Consider the following 23,357-nt stretch of genomic DNA (forward strand, 5'->3'; position numbering starts at 1 on the left):
AGGTTGCTCACCGGACCGTCTGCAGCCTGCAGCGAGAGGCCGCCAGTGCCCTACAGGGAGGCGTAGAGCTTGCCGGTTGAGGTACGCCAGCCCCGACCGTCAAAGAGGGCCGAGTTGCCCATCTTCGGGTCAGTGATATCCCGGGTCTTCCAGGCAAATCGCTCCACATAGGGCATCGCCCGCATACCGGCGACGGTGCCACGCATAAAATCTTCAGTCTGCGCACGGCTATACCGGCTCCGCTTGGTGGCGGTGGCTTCCCAGTCCGCGACGGCGTATTCGGTGACCCAGATTGGCTTGCCATACAACTCGTGCAGCGTCCTCACCTTGCCCAGAAAACTGTCCACGTTCGGCCAGGCGTAACAATGCATGGTCATGAAATCCACCCGGAGCCCCTTGGCCTTGGCTTTGGCCATGAACTCCTTCAGCCAGGGGCTGGTGACATTGACCGTGGCTGGCGCTCCCAACCGGAGCCCGGTCGCCTGTAGCTGAGGCCACAGCTTGATGGCCTGGTCTACGGTCATGTTCGCCTGCTGGACGTGGTCGGGCTCGTTGAAGCCGAGCAGGTTCTTGGCCCGGGTCTGCGGAAGCTGGGCCGTCATCTTCCCGATTGCGTTGCTTTCCAGTAGTCGTGAGGGACTCTTAACCATCGGGGTGAAGGACGGAGTGGTGAGGCTGGTGGATGATTCCCAGTTGTAATGCCAGGCGACGCTCAAACTTGAAATCTGGCCTCGCGTGGTTGGAGTGCTGTTGGAGAATCCGATCCCCTTCAGAGCCCGGGTTGCAGCCTGGGACGGTGCGGCATTGAGGGCAAGCAGGCCACCCGATGCGGCGAGGCCCACCAACGGCAGAGCAAGAAAATTTCGACGGTCCATGAGCGGCCTTTCCAGAGGAGCGACCGGGATGTGCCGCGAGCAACAGCCTAGGTGCCAGAATGGATACTTTTCGCCCTGATTTGCACAGTTTTCACGCAGGTTAGAGGCAGGCTCAGACGCCCCCAACACAAAACGCCCGGCTGGATTCCCAGCCGGGCGTTTCAAGGTCTATAGGAGCCTGCTATGCCGTGTCGGCGAGAGTGCCCAGGTACAACTGGATCACCTTCGGATCCTTCATCAGCTCCCGGCCCGTACCCGTGTACGCGTCCTTCCCCTGATCGAGCACATACGCCCGGTCACAGATCTGGAGACACCGGCGGGCGTTCTGTTCGACCATGATCACCGAAACTCCCGCCCGGTTGATCTCATGCACCCGGAGGAAAGTCTCATCCTGCTTCACCGGTGAGAGACCGGCGGAGGGCTCATCGAGGAGGAGCACCGCCGGGTCCATCATGAGCGCCCGGCCCATCGCGACCATCTGGCGTTCGCCGCCCGACAGCGAGCCGGCTCGCTGTGCCCGACGCTTCCCCAGCTCGGGAAACAAGTCGGCGACGAAGTCGAACCGCTTCTTGAAGTCCTTCGGCCGCTGATACATACCCATTTCGAGGTTCTCCTCGATGGTCAGCGAAGCGAACACGTTGTTGTTCTGCGGGACAAACCCGACGCCCTGGCTGACCAGCTTGTTGGCCTTCAGCCCGGTGATGTCTTTGTCCCTGACCACCACCGTGCCGGAATGGACCTTCACCAGCCCAAACATGGCCTTGAGCAGCGTGGACTTGCCAGCACCGTTGGGGCCGATGATGCCGATCAGCTCACCCGACCGTGCCTCAATGCTGCAGCCGTTGAGGATGTTGACGCCCGGCAGGTAGCCAGCCACCAGGTCGGTGACCTTGACCACCGATGTGCTGTTGTCCTCGCTCATGGTCGGGTCTCCTTGCTGTCCGGGGCGGTATCCGCCGTGGTGGCGGGACCGGTCTGGCCCGTGCGACTGCTTTCGCCGTGCAGGCCGTCCGGTTGGCTGCCACCTGGGTGGGCCAGGATGCCGGCGTCGGGGGTGCCGACGACGGATTCCTCGTCCTGGGCGAGCTCAACTTCAAGCATCTCGACACCCTTTGAGTCGCCGAGGTCCACATCGTGGTGGGCACCCAGGTAAGCATCGATCACTGCCTTATCCTTCATCACTATTTCCGGTGGTCCTTCGGCGACGATTTTGCCCTCAGCCATCACCACCACCCAATCGGCGATGTGACGGACCATATGCATGTCGTGCTCGACGAACAGCACCGTCATCCCCTCGGCCTTGAGATTCTTGATGTGGTCCAGCAGGGACTGGGTAAGCGCCGGGTTCACTCCAGCCATCGGCTCGTCGAGCATCACGAGAACCGGCTTGACCATCAGGGCCCGCGCCATTTCGAGCAGTTTACGCTGGCCACCCGACAGCGACGCCGCGTAGTCGTCCTTCTTCGCATCCAGTTTGAACTTGGCGAGGAGCACGTCCGCCTGCTCGGTGATTTCCTTCTCCCGCTTGCCCCACAGTCCCTTGAACAAGGCGCGGGCGAGGCTCTCACCCGGTTGTGCGGTGGCGCCCAGACGCATGTTCTCCATGACGGTCAGCTTGCCCATCACCTTGGTGAGCTGGAAGGTGCGCACCATCCCCATCCGGGCCACCTTGTAGGACGGCACCCCGGCGATGTCACGGTCGTCGAAACGCCACTGCCCGCTGTTAGGCGTGTCGAAGCCGGTCAACAGGTTGAAGAGTGTGGTCTTGCCGGCACCGTTGGGCCCGATCAGCGCGGTGATCTTGTTGCGGGGGACCTCAAGATAGTCGACGTCGACGGCGTTCATCCCGCCAAACTGCCGGGTCACCTTCTCCGCGACCAGGATGGGGTCCCGTTTTTTGCAGCCTGGACCGGTCTGCCCGGTGGTGATGTCGCGGGAGTCGGTCATATAGTCCACGGGGGTTGAGCCAGCAGATGCTGACTCTCCGGATCCGGTCGCGGCGGCACTGTGGTTGGGCAGACGCCCGCCCCCGGTGGTCGGCTGCGTCTCTAGTGGTTCGGTCATGCGAACGCCAGCTCCTTCTTGTTACCCAGGACGCCCTGGGGTCTAAACACCATTAGCAGCATCAACGCGACGCCAACGAGGATGTAGCGCAGCTGACCTGCCTGCACGTTGGACAGGAAGGTGATGGCGCCGATTTCAATTGCACCGTAGAGCAGCCCCTGGGTCAGGGACAGCACCACCCAGAAGATCATGGCCCCGATCACCGGTCCCAGCACGGTGGCCATGCCACCGAGCAGGAGACAGGTGTACAGGAAGAACGTCAGCTCCGTTGCATAGTTGGCAGGCTGGACCGCACCACGGGGGAGGGTGAAGATCATGCCAGCCAGGGAGCCGAGGAGACCACCGATGACCAGTGCCTGCATCTTGTACGCGTACACGTTCTTGCCCAGGGCGCGAACAGCGTTCTCGTCCTCCCTGATGCCCTTGAGGACACGGCCCCAGGGGCTCCGCATGAGCAACCAGACGGTCAGGCAGGCAAGGGCCACAATGGTCCAGCCCACGATCCTGATCCACAGGTCACGCTCATTCATGGAGATGGGTCCGACGTTGTAGGACCCGGGGGCCAACGGGTTCAACGCGAAGAAGCCATTCTCGAAGTTCGCGAGACCGTTGGCTGACCCCGTCACATCGGTCAGCCCATTGGTGGTCACGATGTACCTGACGATTTCCGCCGCGGCGATAGTGACGATCGCGAGATAGTCGGCGCGTAGGCGCAGCGTGGGAATGCCCAGGATAAGAGCGAACAGCACTGAGGCCGTCAGTGCCACCAGGACGGCGACTGGCAGCGGAGCGTCGAAGGTCAGGGTCGAAATTGCGTAGCCGTAGGCACCCACGGCCATGAAACCGGCCTGGCCGAAGTTCAGCAGTCCTGAGTAGCCAAAGTGCACGGCAAGACCGAGTGCGGCCAGAGCGTAGGCGGCGGTGGTGGGGCTGATCATTTCGCCGAAGGCGAGTGCAAGAATATTTCCGAAATCCATGTTGTGAGCCCCTAACCGACGCGCTCTTTGCGGCCGAGGATACCCTGCGGCCGGAACAGAAGAACCAGAATCATGATCAGAAGCGCTCCCACATACTTCAGGTCGGCTTCCAGCCAGATGGTCGAGATTTCCACGAACAGTCCCACGATGATCGACCCGATGAGAGCACCGAACACGGTGCCGAGCCCGCCGAGGACGACGCCAGCAAAGATCAGCAACAGGATCTGCTGACCCATGTTGAAGGAGACGCCCGGACGGTAGTACGCCCAGAGGATGCCGCCGAGGGCTGCCAGCGCTCCGCCGACCATCCAGACAATCCTGATGACCCGGTCGACGTCGATCCCCGATGCGGCGGCGAGAGCCGGGTTATCAGAGACCGCACGGGTTGCTTTGCCAAGGCGGGTCCGCAGGAGGAGGAACCCCACCAACAGGATGATCGCCAATGAAATCAGCAGCGAGTTGAGGTTGTTCTGTGAGATGGAGACCGGCCCGAAGTCCAGTCGGGCGCTCTGGGCGCCCGGCAACTGCTGCGTCGCACCACCAAAGTTGAACTGAATGATGTACCGCAGCGCCAGGGCGAGCCCAATGCTGACGATCATCATGGGAACCAGCCCGGTTCCGCGACGCCGCAGGGGCTTCCACAGACCGGCATCCTGGACCCACCCGAGGAGCGCGCCAGCGACCACCGCCAACGGTATTGCCACGAAGATGGGCAACCCCAGTGCGGCGAATCCAAAGGCCACTACCGCGCCGAAGGTCACCATCTCGCCGTGTGCAAAGTTGGTGAGCCCGGTGGTGCCGAAGATCAATGACAACCCGACGGCGCTCAACGCGAGCAACAGGCCGAAGCTGAGACCGGCGAGGGAGCGCTCCGCGAGGGTGTCCCAGAAGCTGGTGGTATTGGTGACGATTCCCTCGCCGAACAGGAACAGTGTGGTGACGTTGGAGGTGCCAGCAAAGGTGACTGTGCGCGGATTGGCCTGGCCTTCAGCCAGGGTCGCGCCTTCGGGAAGGGTGTCAACGTCGAGGGTCACCTCGTAGGCGCCCTGCTCAGGGACCCCGACGGACCAGGACCCGTTGGCTGCAGAAGTAGTCTCACCATCGAACCCGTTGCCCGATACCGAGATGGTGACGTCCGCGAGCGGGCCGTCGGCGTTCCGGAGAACGCCACTGATCCGGTCAGTGAACTCCTGGCCAACAATCTGGCCGGGTAGCTGCGATGCGGCCACTGTGCTGGGAGCTGTCGCGGGAGCCCCTGGGTGGTAGCCCTGGGCTGCGGGGGCGCTGAGCATGAGGACGGCGATGAGGCCGGTCGCGAAAATCAGCACCCTCCTGATCCACGCAGGCGTCGGTCGGGTTATCAAGTTATGAACCTCACTATGGGGTGCCCCACCGGCGATCCGGTGGAGTAAGGACGGCTTGTGGCATACGGCTGGTGCCACATCTCTTGTGACACATGTCACCGAGTGTGTGTTCATGTTACCCGTGCCATGTTTCGACGGATACCTAAATGGCTACCGGCGGGTAGCGATTGGGTAACGACTGCTGGCGCCGCCAGCACTGCTGGGAACAAAATGTCCGGAAAAGCGTTGGTATTGATAAGCTTTAAATCACATTCATCCCCCATTGGAGGACAAGTTCACATGGCACTTGGCGGTAACCCGGTATTCAACGGAAAGAACTTCCGTACCGCTGCTCGCGGCGGCAATCCAGCGGGTCAGGGTGCAACGGCGCTCGCTGGACAGAGCGCAATGAGCACCACCCAGATGGAAGACCTGTACAACCAACCATCAGCGGGCCCCTCGCAGACCGGGCGGATGACCTTCGACGACGTCATCGTCAAGACGGTCCTGTCCATCGGCGTCGTGCTGGTTGGTGCTGCCGTGCCAGCCTTCCTGCTCCCAGGGCTCGTGATGCCGCTGATGATTGTCGGTATGGTCGGCGGGCTGGTGCTTGGACTGGTCAACGCCTTCAAGCGGGAACCCGTTCCGGGCCTGATCCTGGCCTACGCCTTCCTGCAGGGTCTGTTCGTCGGCGGTCTGACTATGGTGCTGGAGGCCCAGTTCCCCAACATCGCGCTGCAGGCCCTCGTCGGCACGCTCACCGTCTTCGCCATCACATTGGCCCTGTTCAAGAGCGGCAAGGTGCGTGCATCGCCTAAGGGGATGAAGATCTTCATGATCGCCATCCTCGGGTACGCAGCGTTCAGCCTGATCAACCTCGGCCTGATGCTCTTTGGTGTGAGCCAAGACCCGTGGGGTATGCGCGGCGCTTCCATCCCCGGCACGGACATCCCCTTCGGTTTGGTCATCGGAATCTTCGCGATCGGGCTGGCCGCCTTCTCGCTCGTGATCGACTTCACGTCGATCAGCGAGGGAGTGCGGAACGGTGCACCCCAGAAGTACTCGTGGACCGCGGCTTTCGGTCTGACTGTCACGCTGATCTGGCTTTACGTAGAGTTCATTCGCCTCATCGCGATTATGCGGGGCAGCGAGTAACTCGACGGAATTACGTAACCCTTCGACTTGTGCCCGCAGCAAACGTTGCGGGCACAAGTCTTTTAACAGGATCCTGACCAATTCACTCAGCGAGCCCCGATTGCCAGTGAGCTGACCTTTGGTCACACGGTCCGGCAGGTCGGACCCAGTGCTGAATGATCAGTGACGTGTGGAAAGATTGCACCATGATTCGCCCCCCTCAGCGGCAGACCCCGTCGGGTATCCAGGGTGCCCGTGAACAGGCCAAGGGGCGGGCGCTCGTCAGGGATGTTCCGTACGCGTTGAGCCTCTCGGCGGCGTGGGCCTGGCGGGTGGGCCTGATTATCGTCGTAGCCGGGATGCTGATCTGGCTCCTCGGGCATATCTCGCTGCTGATCATCCCGCTCCTGCTCGCAGGGTTGTTGGCCAGCCTCCTGTTACCCGTGATGGGGTTGCTGCGGCGCGCGCGGGTCCCGAACGGTCTTGCCGTCGCCCTGACCGTCGTGGGGTTCCTGACAGTGGTGGGCTCGATGGTGACGCTGGCGGGCCAGCAACTGGCCCTCGGATTCACCGATCTGTGGGACGAGGTGGTCGAGGGCATCCAGCAGGTCCAGACCTGGCTCCACGAAGGGCCCCTGGGGTTGACCGACTTCCAGATAGACCAGTTCATCAGCGAGGGTGCCAGCGCCGTCCAGAACAACAGCGGATCGATCGTGACCGGCGTGATCTCCGTGGGGAGTAGCGCTGGCAGCTTCGCGGCCGGTGCACTGCTGGCGCTCTTCGCCCTGATTTTCTTCCTGCTGGAAGGGGAGCGGATTTGGCGTTTCGTGGTTGGGCTGACGCCGCGTGCCGCCCGGAAGGCTGTCGACGGCGCCGGGCGCCGCGGCTGGTCCTCAATGGCCAACTATGTGCGGGTGCAGATGCTCGTAGCGTTCGTTGATGCGGTGGGCATCGGAGTGGGCGCCGCCCTGATCGGGGTGCCACTGGCCCTCCCGCTGAGCGTCCTGGTCTTCCTGGGGTCCTTCATCCCTATTGTGGGAGCACTGTTCACCGGCTTGGTGGCGGTCCTGCTCGCGCTGGTGGCCAACGGCTGGGTCAACGCCTTGATTATGCTCGCCATCGTCCTGGTGGTGCAGCAGCTGGAGGGCCACGTCCTGCAACCGCTGATCATGGGACCCGCAGTGTCCCTCCACCCCCTGGCGGTGGTTCTCGCCGTCGCCGGCGGAACGCTGATCGCAGGAATCCCCGGCGCGCTCTTTTCGGTGCCTCTCCTGGCGGTGGTGAACACGGTGGTGCGGTACATCGCCGCGCGTGCCTGGGAAACAGACCCGGCCGTCGGCGGGATACCACCACCACCCGACGGCCTCCCGGAGCCGCCGGAGGATCCTCCTCTCGGCGACGACGCCGCTGCTATTCATCAGACCCACACCACCCCAGACGAGACACGAAAGGCCAACCAGTGACTAATCTTGTGGATCTCGCAGTGACGCTGGACGACGTCCAAGCCGCGCAAAAACTTCTTGACGGCGTCATCGCCCGCACCCCGATCGAGGAGTCCAGGGCGCTGGGCCGGCTGATTGGCGCCAACGTCTCCCTGAAGTGTGAGAATCTGCAGCGGGCGGGATCCTTCAAGATCCGTGGCGCTTATGTGCGGATGGCACGGCTCTCCGAGGCCGAGAAGGCCAGGGGAGTGGTGGCCGCGTCGGCCGGTAATCACGCCCAGGGGGTGGCGGTAGCAGCCGCCCGGCTCGGCATCAAGGCGCGCATTTACATGCCGTTGGGGGTCGCGCTCCCCAAGCTCGCTGCCACCCGCGGCCACGGCGCCGAAGTGGTTCTTCACGGGCACAATGTCGACGAAGCGCTCGCGGAAGCCAAACGGTACGCCGAGGAAACGGACACCGTCTTCGTCCACCCCTTCGACAATGTCGATGTGGTCGCCGGACAGGGGACCATTGGACTGGAAATTCTCGAACAGGTGCCCGACGTCGACACCATCCTGATGGGGGTGGGCGGCGGTGGACTGCTGGCTGGGGTGGCCGTCGCTGTCAAGGCCCGGGCCCGGGAGCTGGGCCGGGAGATCCGGATCATCGGGGTGCAGGCCGAAAACGCTGCGGCCTACCCGCCGTCGTTGGCTGCTGATGCGCTGGTGCCGTTGACCAAGGTGTCGACCATCGCCGATGGCATCGCGGTGGGGCGCCCCGGTCAACTGCCTTTCTCGATCATCAAGGAACTGGTCGACGACGTCGTCACCGTCACGGAGGATTCCCTGGCGCGGGCGCTGATCTTCCTGCTTGAACGCTCAAAGATGGTGGTGGAACCCGCGGGCGCGGTCGGGGTGGCAGCCCTGCTGGACGGCAAGCTCACCGAGAACGGTGCTTCACCAGGAAATACCGCTGTCATCCTGTCGGGCGGGAACATCGACCCGATGCTGATGCTCAAGGTCATTCAGCGAGGACTCGCCGCCGCGGGCAGGTACCTGGTGGTGCGGATGCTCCTCGACGACCGCCCGGGCTCGCTGGCTACGATTTCCCGGATCATTGCCGAATCCGATGCCAACGTGACCGGCGTCGACCACACCAGGGTGGGAGGGTCCATCAGCATGGGAGATGTGGCGATCACCATCAATATGGAGACCAAGGGTGATGAACACTGCGATCTGATCCTCGGAAACCTGCGGGCCGAAGGATTCCAGCCCATGGTTATCGAAGGTTGACCATGCTTGCCGAACGCGCCCGCAAAGGACTACTCACCGTCGGTGTGTTCGCGGCGCTGCTCTGGGCCATCCACCTGGTGAATGTCCTCACGGGCGCCCGGCTGATCGGCTGGCTGGGGATTGACCCGCGGGAGGTGTCAGGGCTCGACGGCGTCCTGTTCGCGCCGCTGCTACATGCGGGAGTGGGACACCTCCTGAGCAACACGCTGCCGCTGCTGGTGCTCGGTTTCCTCACGTTCCTTGAAGGCACACGGCGGTTCGCCATTGCCGTGGCGGCTAGCTGGCTGGGATCCGGGATCGGGGTGTGGATTTTTGGGGGCGGCCTCACCATCGGCGCCTCCGGTGTGGTGTTTGGCCTGTTTGCCTACCTGATGGTCAGGGGCTTCTATAACCGCAGCCTGCGGCAGATCCTGCTCGCGCTCGTCGTGTTCCTGATGTACGGCTCGATCCTGTGGGGAATTCTGCCCAGTGCGGGCTCTAATGTCTCCTGGCAGGCTCACCTGTTTGGGGCGGTCGGCGGCGTGCTTGCTGCCCTGATACTGAAACAGCGGCCCGCCCCCGGGGGAACGGACCGCCGTCGGCAGTCAAAAGCCCGTTGAGGGCCTCAGGACGGTCCTATCCTACGTACGGCTTGGCCGACAGGACCTCAACCTCAATGTCCTTGCCATTCGGCGCGGTGTAGGTGACTTTGTCACCGGCCTTCTTGCCCTGGATGGCGGCTCCCAGCGGAGACTTCTCGCTGTAGACGTCAATGTCGGTGTCGCCGGCAACCTCGCGGCTGCCGAGCAGGAACGTGGCGTCATCGCCGGCGATCCTGGCGTGAACGAGCATGCCGGGTTCAACAATTCCGTTGTCCTCAGGGGCCTCGCCAACGTGGGCGTTCTCCAGCAGCGCGGTGAGCTGACGGATCCGGGCCTCTGACTTGCCCTGTTCTTCCTTGGCAGCGTGGTAGCCGCCGTTCTCCTTGAGGTCGCCCTCGGACCGTGCCTGTTCGATCCGGGCAACAACCTCGGTCCGGCCGGGGCCGGACAAATGCTCCAGCTCGGCCTTGAGTCGGTCATAGGACTCCTGGGTAAGCCATGCGACAGGTGCACTGTTGGTGGACACGGGCATCTCCTTAGCTATGTCCGAAACCCGTAGATTGAGCGGTTCCGGCATGGTGACAGCCTGCACAACGAGATGTAAGCAGGCTTAGCAACAAATAAAGGCTCCACCCTTGGTGACCACATACACAGTTGATCACCGGTTGGGGAGAGCCGAACGTATTGTCACCAGTGTAGACGCCCTGACTCGGTAATCCCAAGGTAGGACAGGGGGGTGAAGGCCGAAATGTAGCGAAATCGAGACGTTCTGAAACTCGGGCGGACCTAAGCGGATCCGTTTTCCTCGATGACCCAGCACGCGTTGACCCCGCCTGAGACTCCTGCGGATTCGGTGCGGATCTGGGCACGATGCGCTGTGGTGCGCCCGCCGTCGGTCCCCTCATCGGTGCTGTTTGGGCCAATCTCCACGATTTCCCAGCCCACCACGGCATAGGTTTCACTCAATACCTGCACGGCGCACTGCACCGTTGCGTCGGGGGCTTTGGTGACATCGAAGTCAACGTTGGCGTTCCCCGGATCCTGAATGTTGAACCCGACATCCTTGCTGCTCACGTCGGGGATGGAGGTCTGCACCGTGAACACGGCAGTGGTGACCACCGCCACGGCGAGGGTGCCCCAGATGATCTGCTTCTTCGTCCGCCCTGGTAATCCCGGCTTGGGGGTGCCGTAGCGATTGGCTACTCTTGATACTGGCGGTTGGTTGGTGTTCATCGGAAACCATTTTATCCCCGCCGGAATCTATTGCCTAAAGCGATAGCCGAACCCACAGGAGCAGTAGTTGCCCAGCCCGGAAACCCGTCCATCATTCAGCGCGTCTGCTCCCGGTGAGGGATTCCGGCTACTGGCAGTCCATGCCCATCCGGACGATGAGTCAAGCAAAGGCGCCGCCACCATGGCTCGCTACGCCGCCGCCGGCGTCGACGTGCTGGTTGCCACCTGCACCGGAGGGGAACGGGGGGACATCCTCAACGAGAAAGTCGCGGGCGAGCCCCACGCGCTGCGGGATTTGGCCGGCCTGCGCCGGGTGGAGATGGCCAACGCGGCGGGAGCGCTGGGAATCCGCCAGCGCTGGCTGGGATTCACGGATTCCGGTCTGCCCGAGGGCGACCCCCTACCCCCGTTGCCGTTCGGGTGCTTCGCGGTGCAGCCGCTGGAGCGTGCGGCGGCACCACTGGTCAAATTGATCCGTGATTTCCGCCCCCACGTCGTCCTGAGCTACGACGAAAACGGTGGGTACCCCCACCCGGACCACATCATGGCCCACAAGGTGGCCGTCGAGGCCTATCATGCAGCCGCCGACGCCGATAGGTATCCCGGCACCGGGGCTGCCTGGGCGCCGTCGAAACTGTATTACGACCGCGCCTTCAATCCCGAACGGTTCCATGCACTGCACAACGCCCTCGAGGCAGCGGGCCTGCAGTCGCCCTATGCAGCCCGCATCGCAGCGTGGCTCGAAACCGATTCAGAAGGCCATCAGGCCCCGGCGCCCACGCACAAAACCACGACCCAGATCGAGTGTGGAGACTTTTTTGAGCACCGGGATCGGGCGTTGCTCTCGCACCGCACGCAGGTTGATCCGGAGGGGTTTTTCTTTGCCGTGTCGGCAGACCTGCAGCGTGAAGTCTGGCCGTGGGAAGACTACTCTTTGATCCACTCCCGGGTGGAAACCACAGTGCCTGAAGCTGACTTCTTCGCTGGCGTAGAATAAGGGGGTGGGCCCTCGCGGCCCACCGTTCCTTTCGAAAGTGGTGCATAGTGATTTACCTGCTCAACCTGGTGTCGACCGTGAGCCCTGTCCCCGATCAGGAGGATGGGCTGAGGCCGGGGCTGGATCCCAGCCAGGTGACGCCCGGTCTGCTGGGCTTTGTTTTTACCCTGGTAATGGTGATAGTCGTCATTTTCCTTATCCGGGACATGTCCAAACGGATCCGGAGGGTGCGATACCAGGGGATGATGGACGAAGCTGCTGGTTCCGAAAATCTTGAGGCCGCTCACGACAACGACCGCACTTCCGGGGAGCACCGTGCCAACGACTCCGACTCGCAACCCGAGACGACGCCGGGAAACCGCTAGACCCTGCTGGCGGAGAGTACCTCCTCCAGCCGCTCGTAGGCTTCACGCATCCCCTCTTCCATCCCCGACGCCGCGATCCCATCACGGGCCTCCTGGGTGGGGTAAACCGAGTGGGCGATGAGCTTGCACCGCCCGCCGCCGAGGTCCTTGAAGGTGAGGAACTCGATGTTGACCACATCGGGATACCCGCCAAATTCGAAGGTCTGGATGGCGAAATCGTTCTCCCGCACAGTGTGGAAGACCCCGCTAAAGGTGTAGACGCCGCCGTCCGGTCCGGTGTGCCGGTACAGGTAACTGCCACCGGACCGGAAATCCCTGAATGCCGCCCGCGGCGGCAGTGGAGTGCAGCAGCGCGTCGAGGTTACGGAACTGACTCTCGCGAACCAACCGGTACTGGTCGATCCATGAGGTCAAAGCCTCAAGCCGCGCAGGATTCAGGTGGACGGGTCGGCGCTGGGCATCACGGGTGCGGGTGACGAGCTGTGCGTGTTCGAGGACCTGGATGTGCTTCGAGACCGCTTGCTTACTGATCGCGAAGGGTTCAGCCAATTCGTTGACCGTTGCGGGTCCGCGGCTGAGTCGGGCGATGATCTGGCGGGCGGGCGGGATCGGCGAGGGCCAGGAAGGCCTGGTCGAGTAGGAATCTGCTCCTGCCGGATTAGCCGGTCAAGACCCCTGGAGTGGATTCAGCACGGCGATGACGATCGCGATGAAATGAACGGTGAAGGCGGCGATGGTGAAGGCATGAAACAGTTCATGAAAACCAAACCATCTGACACTGAAATTGGGGCGCTTGAGCGCGTAAAAGACTGCGCCGGCAATATATAAAGCGCCGCCAATGATGATCAGGACTGTCGCAGGAACGCTCGCGGCCAGGAAGTCCGGTAGGTAGAAGAGGGCGCCCAGTCCCAGCGCCACGTAGACGGGCACATAGAGCCAGCGTGGTGCGTTTACCCAGAGCACCCGAAAGAGGACACCGGCAATGGCTCCGGACCAGATCACCCAGAGTAGGACAGCTGCCTTGTCGGGCTCCAGCAGGGCCCAGGCCAGCGGGGTGTAACTGCCGGCAATCACCAGCATGATATTCGTGTGGTCGAGCCGCTTCAGGACCACCCTGGTGCGGTCGGCCCAGGTTCCGGTGTGATAGACGGCGCTAACGCCGAAGAGCAACACTCCGGTCAGAGCATAGATGGCCGAGGTGATCTTGCCGCCCGCCGTCGGGGCGATGGCAACGAGCACGATGCCAGCGGCGAGCGCCAGGGGTGTTGCCCCCGCATGCAGCCAGCCACGCAGCTTCGGTTTGAGGGTGCCGGGGAAGCTCAAGGTCATTGCGCAATTCTAGCGGTCGACTCGATATGCTACTCAACGGTAACCGGGCTGTGACGAGGGATCTCATAAACCACCCTGAGGCTGTCATCGGTGGAGGTGGTCCAGGGCGGTACCTTAGGAGTAGAGCTATCAGTGTGGCGACCAACGGAAGAAGGATAGGTGAACCACCAGCCAGTGAAATTTCCAGGATTCGCCTACAACTTTTACGAACGTAAGCTACAGCGGTCGCTTGATCCCGAAAGGATTCCGCATCACATCGGAGTCATGGTGGACGGCAACCGCCGGTGGGCCAAGTTGGCGGGTGCTCCGACCCGGGACGGACATCAGGCCGGTGCGGACAAGATCCACGAGTTTCTCGGCTGGTGTGAGGAGCTCGGTGTCGAGGTAGTGACGCTGTACATGCTGTCCACCGACAACATGAGCCGTTCCCCCGAGGAAATCGAGCAGCTCCTGGACATCATCGCCAATACCCTCGATCGGCTGGGGGAGGGCAACCGGGTGCGGGTGCAACCCGTCGGTGCGCTTGAACTGCTGCCCGACAACCTGTCGGACAAGCTGTGCTCGCTGGCCACCCAGACCAAGGAGATTGACGGTCTGCACGTGAACGTCGCGGTGGGGTACGGGGGGCGCCGGGAAATTGTCGACGCCGTGAAAGAACTGCTGCTCGCCTCGGCAGCGGAGGGGCAGTCGGTGGAGGACGTGGCCACAGGTCTCACCGACCAGCAAATTTCATCTTTCCTGTACACCCGTGGACAACCTGACCCCGACCTGGTGATTCGGACCTCGGGAGAGCAGCGGTTGTCAGGGTTCCTGATGTGGCAGAGCGCCTACAGCGAGTTCTACTTCTGCGAAGCACTCTGGCCAGACTTCCGCAGGGTGGATTTCCTGCGTGCGCTCCGGGATTATGGGCGGCGCCAGCGGCGATTCGGCGGCTAGCGATTCGAGGGGAAGTTCACCTCGAATTATTCTTCGACACGCCGCGCCAAACCGTCGGGGATCCGATGCCGGGCGTATTCTCGACACCATCAGGAGGCACCAGAACCTCCTGATCGGGAGGCTACCGATGCAGCGAACAGTGCTCACCAGCACAGCGCGACGTCAGGGGAGGCCGTGCCAGGCCTCGCGGCCTCACTGTCCTACCCGCCCCATAACAAATCGGGGATTGCACGCCCCGGAGTGGAGTCCACGTGGCCATATCTGACCCAACACAGAGCTCATACGATTCAGGCCAGACCCTCCCCCCAGCACACAACACCAAGGCTCGCAGTAGCACGGATGAAGAACTGATCCTTGCTGAGGCGGGCCTTTCGTCTGTCGAAAGCCTCGGTAGCCGAAGCTACGTGGTAGACACCTCTGTACTGCTCTCGGACCCGCGGGCCATCCTGAGATTCGCCGAGCACGAGGTGATCTTGCCGATCGTGGTAATCAGCGAGCTGGAAGCCAAACGCAATGACCCCGAGCTGGGCTACTTTGCGCGCAAAGCACTGCGGCTGCTCGATGATTTGCGGGTGCAGCACCACGGGCTCAACCAGGCGATCCCTCTCGGGGAAGAGGGCGGAACGCTACGGGTCGAGCTGAACCATATCTCCACCGCGGTGCTGCCGGCCGGCTTCAGAAGTTCAGACAACGATTCACGGATCCTTGCCGTAGCCAAGAACCTCTCGGACGAGGGCAGGAACGTTACGGTCGTGTCGAAGGACTTGCCGATGCGTGTGAAGGCTTCGGCGATGGGCCTGAAGGCCGACGAGTACCGCAGCGAGCTGGTCACCGATTCCGGGTGGACCGGGGTTGCCGAACTGGATGTTGCCGAGGCCGATGTCAACACCCTCTACGAGCACCAGCCGGTGTTCCTTCCGGAGGCAGCCGAGATGCCCGCGAACACCGGGCTGGTGATTCACTCGCCGCGGGGGTCAGCGCTCGGCAGGGTGGGGGCGGACAAGCAGGTGCGACTGGTGCGTGGCGACCGTGATGTCTTTGGCCTTCATGGCCGGTCAGCCGAACAACGGCTGGCCATTGACCTGCTGATGGATCCGGAGGTGGGGATCGTCTCGATGGGCGGGCGCGCCGGCACCGGAAAGTCGGCGTTGGCCCTCTGCGCCGGTCTGGAGGCAGTGTTGGAACGCCGCGAACACCGGAAGGTGGTGGTCTTCAGGCCGCTGTACGCCGTCGGTGGGCAGGAACTCGGCTATCTGCCCGGCAGCGAGAGCGAGAAGATGAATCCGTGGGCGCAGGCGGTCTTCGATACGCTGGGTGCGCTCGTGTCGCAGGAGGTGGTGGAGGAGGTAATGGATCGCGGAATGCTTGAGGTGCTGCCGTTGACCCATATTCGTGGACGAAGTCTTCACGATTCATTCGTTATCGTCGACGAAGCCCAATCGCTGGAAAAGAACGTGCTGCTGACGGTGATGAGCAGAATCGGTCAGAACTCGCGGATTGTCCTCACTCACGACGTTGCACAGCGCGACAATCTGCGGGTGGGCCGCCATGACGGGATCGCGGCGGTGGTGGAAACCCTCAAAGGCCACCCGCTGTTCGGCCACATCACCCTGACCAGGTCCGAGCGCTCACCGATCGCGGCTCTGGTCACCGAGATGCTTGAGGGGGCCGAAATCTAGTCGGGTCCCGCTGGGGGCAGGCGTGAGGCTTCAGCTGGTCAGGAGACGTTCCAGGGGATGTGTGCGCTGACATCGGTGAGTTGGCTTTCGGAGTCAACGAAGAGGTCATCAACCATGTACTCGTCCACCCCGAGGATCCGCAGCCAGTGCCCACCCCCAGCGAACGCCCCGTCCAGGGCGAGTGTCGACACACAAATTCCTGTTCCGAGGTCGATTTTCACCTCGGTGCGACCACGACCGATCAGCGGGTAGCCAGCAGTGTGGGGTTTGTAGGTGAGGTTGGGAGTGGCAATGGCGCTGAGCACCGGCCGGTCCTCAAACTCTTCTTCGACAATGTTCTCCAGCTCCACCCGGTTGGCGAAGGGCGATTCGAAGGCCACCGGCGCGTCCCCAGCGAATTCGACCGGGTCCAGCATCGCGGCCCACCGCGGGTCGCCGAAGGCGGGTTCACCGTAGGCGGCGTCCGGACGGCGCAGCACGAAGCCTGCATCGTTGTAGACGGGGGTAATCAGCCGGGGGGCAAGGAGCCAGGATTTCCTGGTGGCGCTGACATACAGTGCATCCCGTGAGCCGGCAGTGCCGGTGGTGCTGTGCAGCAGGACGCCGTCGTCGTCCTCCACCCGGAGCGCCGCCGGACGACGCAACCAGGCCTTGAGCGGTCGGGTGTCCCCCTCGGGTAGCCGCCATGCCACAGCGAAGCGCAGGGTCTCCCACTTCCAGGGGGACGACCTGCAGAGCGACCGGAAGGTGGCTGCTGGTGTTTCGCTGTGAGTTGCTGACATATCCACAGTCTAACCGCCGCCATTGGCGGGTTCGCAGGGGTCCAGTAGCTTGGATCCCATGACCGACATCCTTGCCGGGTACTTCCAGCACACACCCGTTGCCGGGATCCTCCTTGGACTGGCGCTGGTCGTTTTTGGTGTGGTCGGAGTCCGGCTCAGTGTTGTCGATTTCCGCAGCCATCTGCTGCCAAACCGGATCGTTCTTCCGGCCTACCCTCTCGCCGGTGTGTTGCTCGGGTCCGCTGCCCTGTGGGCCAGCGACGCAGGGAGGGCGCTCACGATGGTGGGAGGGGCCGCCGTGCTCTGGCTGGCGTACTTCCTGCTGCGTGTGGTGTACCCGGCGGGGATGGGGTTCGGGGACGTGAAGCTCGCCGGATGGCTGGGGCTTTACCTGGGTTTCGTGGGCTGGGGCCAACTGCTCTGGGCCACCTTCGCCGCGTTTGGGCTCGGAGCGCTCTGGGGGCTGGTCCTGATCCTCAGCCGACGGGGCACCCTCAAGTCGGCAATCCCCTTCGGGCCGTTCATGATCGCCGGAGCTGCGTTGGTCCTGGCCGTCCCCTCGGTAGGCTGATCCCATGCCTACCCCTGACTATGTCCTGTCCCTCCGCGAGAAGGTCGGGCATGAGCCCCTCTGGCTGCCCGGCGTCGGCGGCGTAGTGTTCGACGACGACGGGCGGGTGCTGCTCGGGAAGCGTTCCGACAACGGACAATGGACGGTCATCACCGGGATGCTCGAGCCAGGTGAGGAACCGGCGGCCGGTATTGTCCGGGAGATTTTCGAAGAGACCGGTGTGCGAGCCCGGGTGGAGCACCTGATCCGGGTGGAGGTGGTGGGGCCCGTGACCTTCCCCAACGGGGACATCTGCACCTTTCTGACCACCGACTTCAGCTGCCGGTACGTCTCGGGAGAGGCCCTGGTGAACGACGACGAATCCACCGACGTCGGCTGGTTCCCTCTCGATCAGCTCCCGGAACTAAACGAACGCCACCGGCAGCTCGTCGAGGCGGCGCTGACCGCCGACGGAGTACCCCACTTCGTTCGCTAGGGCAGCCACCCCGGGCCCCGCTCACCCCGTCGCTACCGGCGGTCGGGTTCCTGACCGACGTCGTGAGTCTGGCCCGCCCGTTCCCGCTGGAGACGCTCAGCATCCTCGCCGCCAATAGCCTCGCCCCGGGCGACCATGCCTGACGTTTCCGAGAGCGGGATGTGCTTGAGGGTGATGGCCAGGATCAAGGCGATCACCAGGAACGGCACGAGGTACCAAAAGACCGGGGCCAGGGAGTTCGCGTAGTCGGCGACGATTGCGTCCCTGAGTGGCTCGGGCAGCTGTGCCAGGGTCTGCGGATCGATGGTGGCCGACGCTTCACCGGCCTGCGCTGGTGTGGATCCGAATCCGGTGAAGGTCTCATTGAGGGATTCCGTGAGGCGGCTGGTGAAGATGGCGCCGAAGACCGCAACGCCCAGCGAGGCGCCGACTTCCCTGAAGTAGTTGTTAGTGCTGGTCGCGGTGCCGATCATGTCGGCGGACACGGCGTTCTGCACCACCAGGACGATGACCTGCATGATCAGCCCCAGTCCGGCGCCAAAGAGGAACAGCTGGACACAGATGACCCAGATCGGGGTTTCGGCGGTCAGGGTGGTCATCCACAGCAGGGCGGCGATGGTGAAGATGGTTCCGACGATTGGGTAGGGCTTGTATTTGCCGGTGCGGGAGATGGCAATGCCAGAGTAGATGGACATGCCCATCAGGCCGACCATCATGGGGAGCATGAGCAGGCCGGACACGGCCGCCGAGGTGCCTGAGGACATCTGCAGGAAGGTTGGCACGAACGCCAGTGCAGCGAACATGCCCAGACCGAGGGTGAAGCCGATGGCCGTGGCGTTGATGAAGATCTTGTTGCGGAAGAGGCTGAGCGGAATGATGGGGTCTTCGGCGCGACGCTCGGCCATGATGAATGCGGTCACGGCGAGCACCAGCCCGACGCCGAATGCCCAGGTGAGGGGTGATGCCCACCCTTCAGCGGGGTCAGCGCCGAAGTCGGTGAAGAAGATGAGGCAGGTGGTCGCAATCGATAGGAGGCCGATGCCGAAGTAGTCAATTCGCTTGGTTGCCTTCTTGGAGGGCAGGGTCAGGGTGAACCAGGCGACAGCGAATGCGGCGATGCCGATCGGGATGTTGATGTAGAACGCCCAGTTCCAGGTCAGGTTGTCGACAAAGAAGCCGCCGAGGAGGGGGCCGGCAACCGCTGACAGGCCGAAGATGCCGCCCAGGGGGCCCATGTACTTGCCGCGCTCGCTGGCGGGGACAATGTCGGCGATGATGGCCTGCGAGAGGATCATCAGTCCGCCGCCGCCGAGGCCCTGGATAGCGCGGAAGATCACAAACGCCCAGAAATCGGTGGCGAAAGCGCAGCCGATGGAGGCGATGGTGAACAGCGCGATCGCGAAGAGGAAGAGGTTACGCCGGCCGAAGACGTCGCCGAGCTTGCCGTAGATCGGCATCACGATCGTCGTCGCCAGCAGATAGGCGGTGGTAATCCAGGTCTGGTGCTCGACGCCGCCGAGCTGACCCACGATGGTGGGCATCGCCGTCGAGACGATGGTCTGATCGAGGCTAGCGAGCAGCATACCCGCGATCAGGGCGGAAAAGATGATCCAGATGCGCTTCTGGGTCAGCAGCAGCGGGCCCGTTTCCTGCTGGGAGGTCGAACTCATGGTGTTCCTTCGGGGCTGGGGCGTGGGGCGCCTGAGGTAAAGAGATACTGTGCGGCGTCGACGTGGGATTCAAGAAGGTGGCGGAAGGTGGGGCCGTCTTCGCCAAGGAAAAAGGCGTGGGTGGACTGCCAGGCAAGATGACCGATGAGTTGGGCAGCCATGATGGCTCGGGGGTCGTCCGCTGCGAGGTTCTCGCGGCGGGCGATCAGTGCGGCGAATTCCTTCTGTTTGACGGCAGAATCGCCAAACAGTTTCACGAGCAATTGGGGCTCCCGTTGAATCACGGCGTGGAGCTGGGCGAATTCTTCACGGGTGATCGCGAGCCTCCCACCGGCGGCCGCTGCGAATTCCACCAGCGCCTCCAGGAGCGGGAGGGTGCCGGCGCTGGCAAGAAAGTCTTCGATCAGGTCGTCCGGCCGATGATCGTCGCTCTGACCGAGCACTGCGTCTTCCTTGGAGGGGAAGTAGTTGAAGAACGTCCGGCGGGAGACACCCACCTGCTCGCAGAGTTCCTCAACGGTGAAGCCGCTGAGGCCCTTATCGGTGGTCAGCTGCCGGGCCGTAGTACAGATTGCGGCACGAGTGAGGAGCCGCTTGCGTTCACGCAGGCCGCCGTCCTCGGTTATTGCACTATTTATCACGGAGTAAATAATTGCACGCCGGGCCACTTAGTGCAAAAAGGGGAGGTGGCCGGGAGTTTGGCGGCCCTGTCCAGTGCCGCAACCCCGTGTCTCGGGCCCCGCCACGCCAAAAAGCTGCCCCAAGAGCCAGAAACGCCTATTGCACTCGGCGGATCTGACTCCCAGGGCAGTTTCTGGGGTGTGCGGTGGTGCCGGGCTACTGCGGCGGGCGGGTCATGGAGAGCACGTCGAGGGAATCGTCGAGCTGCTGCTCGGTGAGCTCCCCGCGTTCCACAAACCCGAGGGCGACGACGGCCTCCCGGACCGTGAGCCCCTCGGCGACAGCCTTCTTGGCGATCTTGGCTGCATTCTCGTAGCCGATGTACTTGTTCAGCGGGGTGACGATCGACGGCGATGCCTCGGCCAGGAATCGGGCCCGCTCCTCGTTGGCGGTGATGCCGTCAATCATCTTGTCCGCCATTACGCGGGTGGAGGTGCTCAGGAGCCGCACCGATTCCAGCACATTGCGGGCGATGACCGGGATGCCGACGTTGAGCTCGAACGCGCCGTTGGTGCCCGAGATGGCCACCGTCGCGTCATTGCCCATCACCTGGGCGCACACCATGATGACGGCCTCACAGATCACCGGGTTCACCTTGCCGGGCATGATCGACGAGCCCGGCTGCAGGTCCGGCAGTGCGATTTCGCCGAGCCCGGTGTTGGGCCCCGACCCCAGCCAGCGCAGGTCGTTATTGATTTTGGTCAGTGACACGGCGATGGTCCGCAGCATCCCCGAGACCTCAACGAGGCCGTCTCGGTTGGCCTGTGCCTCGAAGTGGTCGCGCGCCTCGGTGAGGGGAAGTCCGGTGTCACTGGCCAGAAGTTCGATGACCCGTGCAGGGAATCCGGCCGGGGTGTTGATGCCGGTACCGACGGCGGTGCCGCCCAGCGGTACCTCGGCCACCCGGGGGAGGGAGGCCTGGATGCGCTCGACGCCGTACCGCACCTGGGCGGCGTAGCCGCCAAACTCCTGCCCCAGGGTCACCGGCGTCGCATCCATTAGATGGGTGCGGCCGGACTTGACCACGGTCTTGAACTCTTCGGCTTTGCGTTCCAGCGAGGCGGCCAGGTATTCCAGTGCCGGGACCAGATCCTTGGTCAGTGCCGACGCTGCAGCCACATGGACAGAGGTGGGGAACACATCGTTGGAGGACTGTGAGGCGTTGACGTGGTCGTTGGGGTGCACCGAGGTTTCGCTGCCTGCGGCGGCGAGGGCCCGGCTCGCCAGGGTGGCGATGACCTCGTTGATGTTCATGTTCGACGAGGTGCCGGAACCCGTCTGGTAGATGTCGACGGGGAAGTCGCCGTCGTACAGTCCCTGTGCCACCTCTTCGGCCGCCGCCTCGATGGCGCGGGCGCGCTCGTCGTCGAGCACTCCCAGCTCGGCGTTCGCGGTGGCCGCGGCTTTTTTGATGCGGGCCAGCGCCTCGATGTGGGCACGCTCCAGGCGGGTGCCGGAGATGGGGAAGTTCTCCACCGCGCGTTGGGTCTGTGCACGGTACAGGGCGTTGACCGGAACCCGGACCTCGCCCATCGTGTCGTGTTCAATACGGAATTCGGCGTCGGATCCAGGCGATTGAGTCATGCGCCAATTCTCGCCGGTGGGGCTACAAGGCACCAAATCCTACAAGGCGCCAAACCCGGAGACGATCTCAGCCTTGCCGTCCTTGAGCCGGTAGGTCACACCCATCACGGCCGTGGTGCCGTTCTCGACGGCGTCGGCGATCACCCGCGAGGAATCGACCATGCGTTTGGAGGTCTGCTTGATGTGCTCAACGACCGTCGCGTTGAGGTCGGTGACCCCATTGCGTCGGGATGTAAGGACGGAGGGGGTGATCCGTTCCACCAGTTCCCGCAGGAAGCCGGCGGGCATGTCCCCGGAGTCGATCGCGTCGATGGTCGCCGAGACAGCTCCGCAGCGGTCATGCCCCAGGACCACGATCAGCGGAACATTCAACACGCTCACGCTGAATTCCAGGGATCCCAGCACCGCGTCGTCGATGACCTGCCCTGCGGTGCGCACCACAAAGATGTCCCCCAGGCCGAGGTCGAAAATGATCTCGGCGGCCAGCCGGGAATCCGAACAGCCGAAGATGACAGCGAAGGGGTGCTGGGTATCCACCAAAGAGGCACGATGCCGTGCATCCTGATTTGGGTGCGAGGAGCTTCCCGAAACAAAACGCAGATTTCCGTCACGAAGGCGGGTCCAGGCATCGGCGGGTGTCAGTTGGTTATCCACGGCCTAACCTTACGCCGTTCCAGCCCGGGATTGGACTCTAAGACGAAGATAGTTCGTCGAGGATGGCGGCGCCGAGCACATCGAATTCAGCGAGGTCGGCGGTCCCGTTCAGAATCAGGGTGAACTCCCCGGTCTCGGCGGTGAGGAAGGTGTCACCCGACGAACTGTCCAACAGTTCCCAATCGAGGGTGTCGATGGTGCGTTGGCCCGATACCTGGGCGCCGTCGAGCAGCTGCGCCGTCCAGGTGGGGTTCGCGTTGTCAGTCTGGGTGAGCTGGATGAACTGCCGCTCGGGGGTGAGGTAGCCCACCTCCCAGAAAGGGACGCCGTCGCTGCCACCGGTGTTCCAGCGGGCGAAGTTCGAGGTCCACCCCTCCGGAAGGTCAGGTGCCAAGGGGACATAGCCCGCGATATCTGCTGCCTCGGACGACACGTTCGGTACATCGATGTCCCGGGCATAGGTCTCGGCAGTATGGGTCGGATTGAGGAGCAACACCGGCAGGACCAGGCCGAAGGTCGCCGCAATGGCAATCAGCATGCCGACGACTGTCGAGTTGGCGCGCTTCGCCTGCTTGGGCGTCAACACCGGTGTGACCGGCGGTTCAGTGTCGGGACGCGCGTCGCCGTCGGTGGGGTGCTCTGTCGATCCGGGCTGGGGGGTGCTCACACATCCATTTTCCACCACTTGCGGGTGCGCACCTATTCGGGCCCGCC

The 23,357-nt window shown here is 63.2% G+C and carries 24 protein-coding genes and 2 pseudogenes; 10 read left to right on the plus strand and 16 right to left on the minus strand.

Features of this window, described 5'->3' with window-relative positions; all coding sequences use genetic code 11:
• Positions 1-50 precede the first annotated feature (50 nt).
• The 5 genes from ABD059_RS07930 to ABD059_RS07950 form a co-directional block, all read right to left on the minus strand.
• Positions 51-875: a glycosyl hydrolase gene (locus tag ABD059_RS07930; protein ID WP_343878863.1), complete on the minus strand. Its 825-nt coding sequence runs from the start codon at positions 873-875 to the stop codon at positions 51-53.
• 181 nt (positions 876-1,056) lie between these two features.
• Positions 1,057-1,797, minus strand: coding sequence for an ABC transporter ATP-binding protein (locus ABD059_RS07935; protein ID WP_343878864.1), 741 nt, complete (start codon positions 1,795-1,797; stop codon positions 1,057-1,059).
• Positions 1,794-2,822, minus strand: coding sequence for an ABC transporter ATP-binding protein (locus tag ABD059_RS07940; RefSeq protein ID WP_343879186.1), 1,029 nt, complete (start codon positions 2,820-2,822; stop codon positions 1,794-1,796). Before ABD059_RS07940 ends, ABD059_RS07935 begins: the two co-directional genes overlap by 4 nt.
• Positions 2,823-2,935: 113 nt before the next feature.
• Positions 2,936-3,916: a branched-chain amino acid ABC transporter permease gene (locus tag ABD059_RS07945; RefSeq protein WP_343878865.1), complete on the minus strand. Its 981-nt coding sequence runs from the start codon at positions 3,914-3,916 to the stop codon at positions 2,936-2,938.
• Positions 3,917-3,927: 11 nt separating this feature from the next.
• Positions 3,928-5,208 (minus strand): branched-chain amino acid ABC transporter permease, encoded by a 1,281-nt coding sequence (locus ABD059_RS07950; protein ID WP_343879188.1) that lies wholly within the window; start codon positions 5,206-5,208, stop codon positions 3,928-3,930.
• A gap of 351 nt (positions 5,209-5,559) precedes the next feature.
• On the opposite strand from ABD059_RS07950, the gene ABD059_RS07955 reads away from it, so the two are divergent.
• From ABD059_RS07955 to ABD059_RS07970, 4 genes are all read left to right on the plus strand, one after another.
• A complete protein-coding gene (locus tag ABD059_RS07955; RefSeq protein WP_343878866.1) occupies positions 5,560-6,414 on the plus strand; it encodes a Bax inhibitor-1/YccA family protein in 855 nt (284 codons plus the stop codon).
• 185 nt (positions 6,415-6,599) lie between these two features.
• Positions 6,600-7,856, plus strand: coding sequence for an AI-2E family transporter (locus ABD059_RS07960; RefSeq protein WP_343878867.1), 1,257 nt, complete (start codon positions 6,600-6,602; stop codon positions 7,854-7,856).
• Positions 7,853-9,106 (plus strand): threonine ammonia-lyase, encoded by a 1,254-nt coding sequence (gene ilvA, locus ABD059_RS07965; protein WP_343878868.1) that lies wholly within the window; start codon positions 7,853-7,855, stop codon positions 9,104-9,106. The genes ABD059_RS07960 and ilvA overlap by 4 nt, the downstream gene beginning before the upstream one ends.
• Before the next feature lie 2 nt (positions 9,107-9,108).
• Positions 9,109-9,705 (plus strand): rhomboid family intramembrane serine protease, encoded by a 597-nt coding sequence (locus tag ABD059_RS07970; protein ID WP_343878869.1) that lies wholly within the window; start codon positions 9,109-9,111, stop codon positions 9,703-9,705.
• 16 nt (positions 9,706-9,721) lie between these two features.
• Here ABD059_RS07970 and greA read toward each other — a convergent pair whose 3' ends face one another.
• Together greA and ABD059_RS07980 are read right to left on the minus strand one after the other, a co-directional pair.
• Positions 9,722-10,213, minus strand: coding sequence for a transcription elongation factor GreA (gene greA / locus ABD059_RS07975; RefSeq protein ID WP_343878870.1), 492 nt, complete (start codon positions 10,211-10,213; stop codon positions 9,722-9,724).
• Between the two features lie 260 nt (positions 10,214-10,473).
• Complete coding sequence (locus ABD059_RS07980; RefSeq protein ID WP_343878871.1) at positions 10,474-10,920, minus strand: DUF4307 domain-containing protein; 447 nt, start codon at positions 10,918-10,920, stop codon at positions 10,474-10,476.
• Positions 10,921-10,987: 67 nt separating this feature from the next.
• Between ABD059_RS07980 and mca the strand changes: the two genes are divergently transcribed.
• Both mca and ABD059_RS07990 read left to right on the plus strand, forming a co-directional pair.
• The gene (gene mca, locus ABD059_RS07985) at positions 10,988-11,917 is read left to right on the plus strand and encodes a mycothiol conjugate amidase Mca (protein ID WP_343878872.1); all 930 of its coding nucleotides are present in this window, start codon (positions 10,988-10,990) and stop codon (positions 11,915-11,917) included.
• 47 nt (positions 11,918-11,964) lie between these two features.
• Positions 11,965-12,282: a hypothetical protein gene (locus ABD059_RS07990; protein WP_343878873.1), complete on the plus strand. Its 318-nt coding sequence runs from the start codon at positions 11,965-11,967 to the stop codon at positions 12,280-12,282.
• Here ABD059_RS07990 and ABD059_RS07995 read toward each other — a convergent pair.
• The 3 genes and pseudogenes from ABD059_RS07995 to trhA all read right to left on the minus strand — a co-directional run.
• Positions 12,279-12,596 (minus strand): annotated as a pseudogene (locus ABD059_RS07995) (SRPBCC domain-containing protein); the annotation flags it as partial. The gene ABD059_RS07990 and the pseudogene ABD059_RS07995 overlap by 4 nt on opposite strands.
• A pseudogene (locus ABD059_RS08000) lies at positions 12,529-12,904 on the minus strand (ArsR/SmtB family transcription factor). The pseudogenes ABD059_RS08000 and ABD059_RS07995, both read right to left, overlap by 68 nt.
• Before the next feature lie 44 nt (positions 12,905-12,948).
• Complete coding sequence (gene trhA / locus ABD059_RS08005) at positions 12,949-13,611, minus strand: PAQR family membrane homeostasis protein TrhA (protein ID WP_343878874.1); 663 nt, start codon at positions 13,609-13,611, stop codon at positions 12,949-12,951.
• 174 nt (positions 13,612-13,785) lie between these two features.
• Here trhA and ABD059_RS08010 point away from each other — a divergent pair, with 174 nt between their 5' ends.
• Positions 13,786-14,547 (plus strand): isoprenyl transferase, encoded by a 762-nt coding sequence (locus ABD059_RS08010; RefSeq protein ID WP_343879190.1) that lies wholly within the window; start codon positions 13,786-13,788, stop codon positions 14,545-14,547.
• A 347-nt stretch (positions 14,548-14,894) separates the two neighbouring features.
• On the plus strand, positions 14,895-16,226 hold the full coding sequence (gene phoH2, locus ABD059_RS08015; protein ID WP_343879192.1) for an RNA 5'-3' helicase PhoH2: 1,332 nt from the start codon (positions 14,895-14,897) through the stop codon (positions 16,224-16,226).
• A gap of 38 nt (positions 16,227-16,264) precedes the next feature.
• On the opposite strand, the gene ABD059_RS08020 is transcribed toward phoH2, so the two are convergent.
• A complete protein-coding gene (locus ABD059_RS08020; protein WP_343878876.1) occupies positions 16,265-17,008 on the minus strand; it encodes a hypothetical protein in 744 nt (247 codons plus the stop codon).
• Between the two features lie 58 nt (positions 17,009-17,066).
• Between ABD059_RS08020 and ABD059_RS08025 the strand changes: the two genes are divergently transcribed.
• Entirely contained in the window at positions 17,067-17,579 is a 513-nt protein-coding gene (locus ABD059_RS08025; RefSeq protein ID WP_343878877.1) for a prepilin peptidase, read from the plus strand.
• Positions 17,580-17,583: 4 nt separating this feature from the next.
• Complete coding sequence (locus tag ABD059_RS08030; protein WP_343878879.1) at positions 17,584-18,054, plus strand: NUDIX hydrolase; 471 nt, start codon at positions 17,584-17,586, stop codon at positions 18,052-18,054.
• A 32-nt stretch (positions 18,055-18,086) separates the two neighbouring features.
• Here the strand turns inward: ABD059_RS08030 and ABD059_RS08035 are convergent, their stop codons facing one another.
• The 5 genes from ABD059_RS08035 to ABD059_RS08055 form a co-directional block, all read right to left on the minus strand.
• Positions 18,087-19,724: an MDR family MFS transporter gene (locus tag ABD059_RS08035; RefSeq protein ID WP_343878880.1), complete on the minus strand. Its 1,638-nt coding sequence runs from the start codon at positions 19,722-19,724 to the stop codon at positions 18,087-18,089.
• A complete protein-coding gene (locus ABD059_RS08040) occupies positions 19,721-20,365 on the minus strand; it encodes a TetR/AcrR family transcriptional regulator (protein ID WP_343878881.1) in 645 nt (214 codons plus the stop codon). Before ABD059_RS08040 ends, ABD059_RS08035 begins: the two co-directional genes overlap by 4 nt.
• Before the next feature lie 196 nt (positions 20,366-20,561).
• Positions 20,562-21,989, minus strand: coding sequence for a class II fumarate hydratase (locus ABD059_RS08045; protein WP_343878882.1), 1,428 nt, complete (start codon positions 21,987-21,989; stop codon positions 20,562-20,564).
• A 39-nt stretch (positions 21,990-22,028) separates the two neighbouring features.
• Entirely contained in the window at positions 22,029-22,643 is a 615-nt protein-coding gene (locus ABD059_RS08050) for a carbonic anhydrase (protein ID WP_343878884.1), read from the minus strand.
• Between the two features lie 37 nt (positions 22,644-22,680).
• Positions 22,681-23,310, minus strand: a complete 630-nt coding sequence (locus ABD059_RS08055; protein WP_343878886.1) for a DUF4245 domain-containing protein — start codon at positions 23,308-23,310, stop codon at positions 22,681-22,683.
• Positions 23,311-23,357: the final 47 nt, after the last annotated feature.

Source organism: Arthrobacter flavus (assembly GCF_039526005.1).
GTDB classification, from domain to species: Bacteria; Actinomycetota; Actinomycetes; order Actinomycetales; family Micrococcaceae; genus Arthrobacter_D; species Arthrobacter_D flavus.

Bases quoted from the DNA above. Each gene is read 5' to 3' on its own strand.
- ABD059_RS07955 (WP_343878866.1), top strand. From the start codon at position 5,560: ATGGCACTTGGCGGTAACCCGGTATTCAACGGAAAGAACTTCCGTACC.
- ABD059_RS07980 (WP_343878871.1), bottom strand. From the start codon at position 10,920: ATGAACACCAACCAACCGCCAGTATCAAGAGTAGCCAATCGCTACGGC.
- ABD059_RS08020 (WP_343878876.1), bottom strand. From the start codon at position 17,008: ATGTCAGCAACTCACAGCGAAACACCAGCAGCCACCTTCCGGTCGCTC.
- ABD059_RS07950 (WP_343879188.1), bottom strand. From the start codon at position 5,208: ATGCTCAGCGCCCCCGCAGCCCAGGGCTACCACCCAGGGGCTCCCGCG.
- ABD059_RS08035 (WP_343878880.1), bottom strand. From the start codon at position 19,724: ATGAGTTCGACCTCCCAGCAGGAAACGGGCCCGCTGCTGCTGACCCAG.
- ABD059_RS08030 (WP_343878879.1), top strand. From the start codon at position 17,584: ATGCCTACCCCTGACTATGTCCTGTCCCTCCGCGAGAAGGTCGGGCAT.
- ABD059_RS08045 (WP_343878882.1), bottom strand. From the start codon at position 21,989: ATGACTCAATCGCCTGGATCCGACGCCGAATTCCGTATTGAACACGAC.
- ABD059_RS07930 (WP_343878863.1), bottom strand. From the start codon at position 875: ATGGACCGTCGAAATTTTCTTGCTCTGCCGTTGGTGGGCCTCGCCGCA.
- ABD059_RS07960 (WP_343878867.1), top strand. From the start codon at position 6,600: ATGATTCGCCCCCCTCAGCGGCAGACCCCGTCGGGTATCCAGGGTGCC.
- trhA (WP_343878874.1), bottom strand. From the start codon at position 13,611: ATGACCTTGAGCTTCCCCGGCACCCTCAAACCGAAGCTGCGTGGCTGG.
- ABD059_RS08025 (WP_343878877.1), top strand. From the start codon at position 17,067: ATGACCGACATCCTTGCCGGGTACTTCCAGCACACACCCGTTGCCGGG.
- ABD059_RS07935 (WP_343878864.1), bottom strand. From the start codon at position 1,797: ATGAGCGAGGACAACAGCACATCGGTGGTCAAGGTCACCGACCTGGTG.
- ABD059_RS07970 (WP_343878869.1), top strand. From the start codon at position 9,109: ATGCTTGCCGAACGCGCCCGCAAAGGACTACTCACCGTCGGTGTGTTC.
- ABD059_RS07940 (WP_343879186.1), bottom strand. From the start codon at position 2,822: ATGACCGACTCCCGCGACATCACCACCGGGCAGACCGGTCCAGGCTGC.
- ABD059_RS07945 (WP_343878865.1), bottom strand. From the start codon at position 3,916: ATGGATTTCGGAAATATTCTTGCACTCGCCTTCGGCGAAATGATCAGC.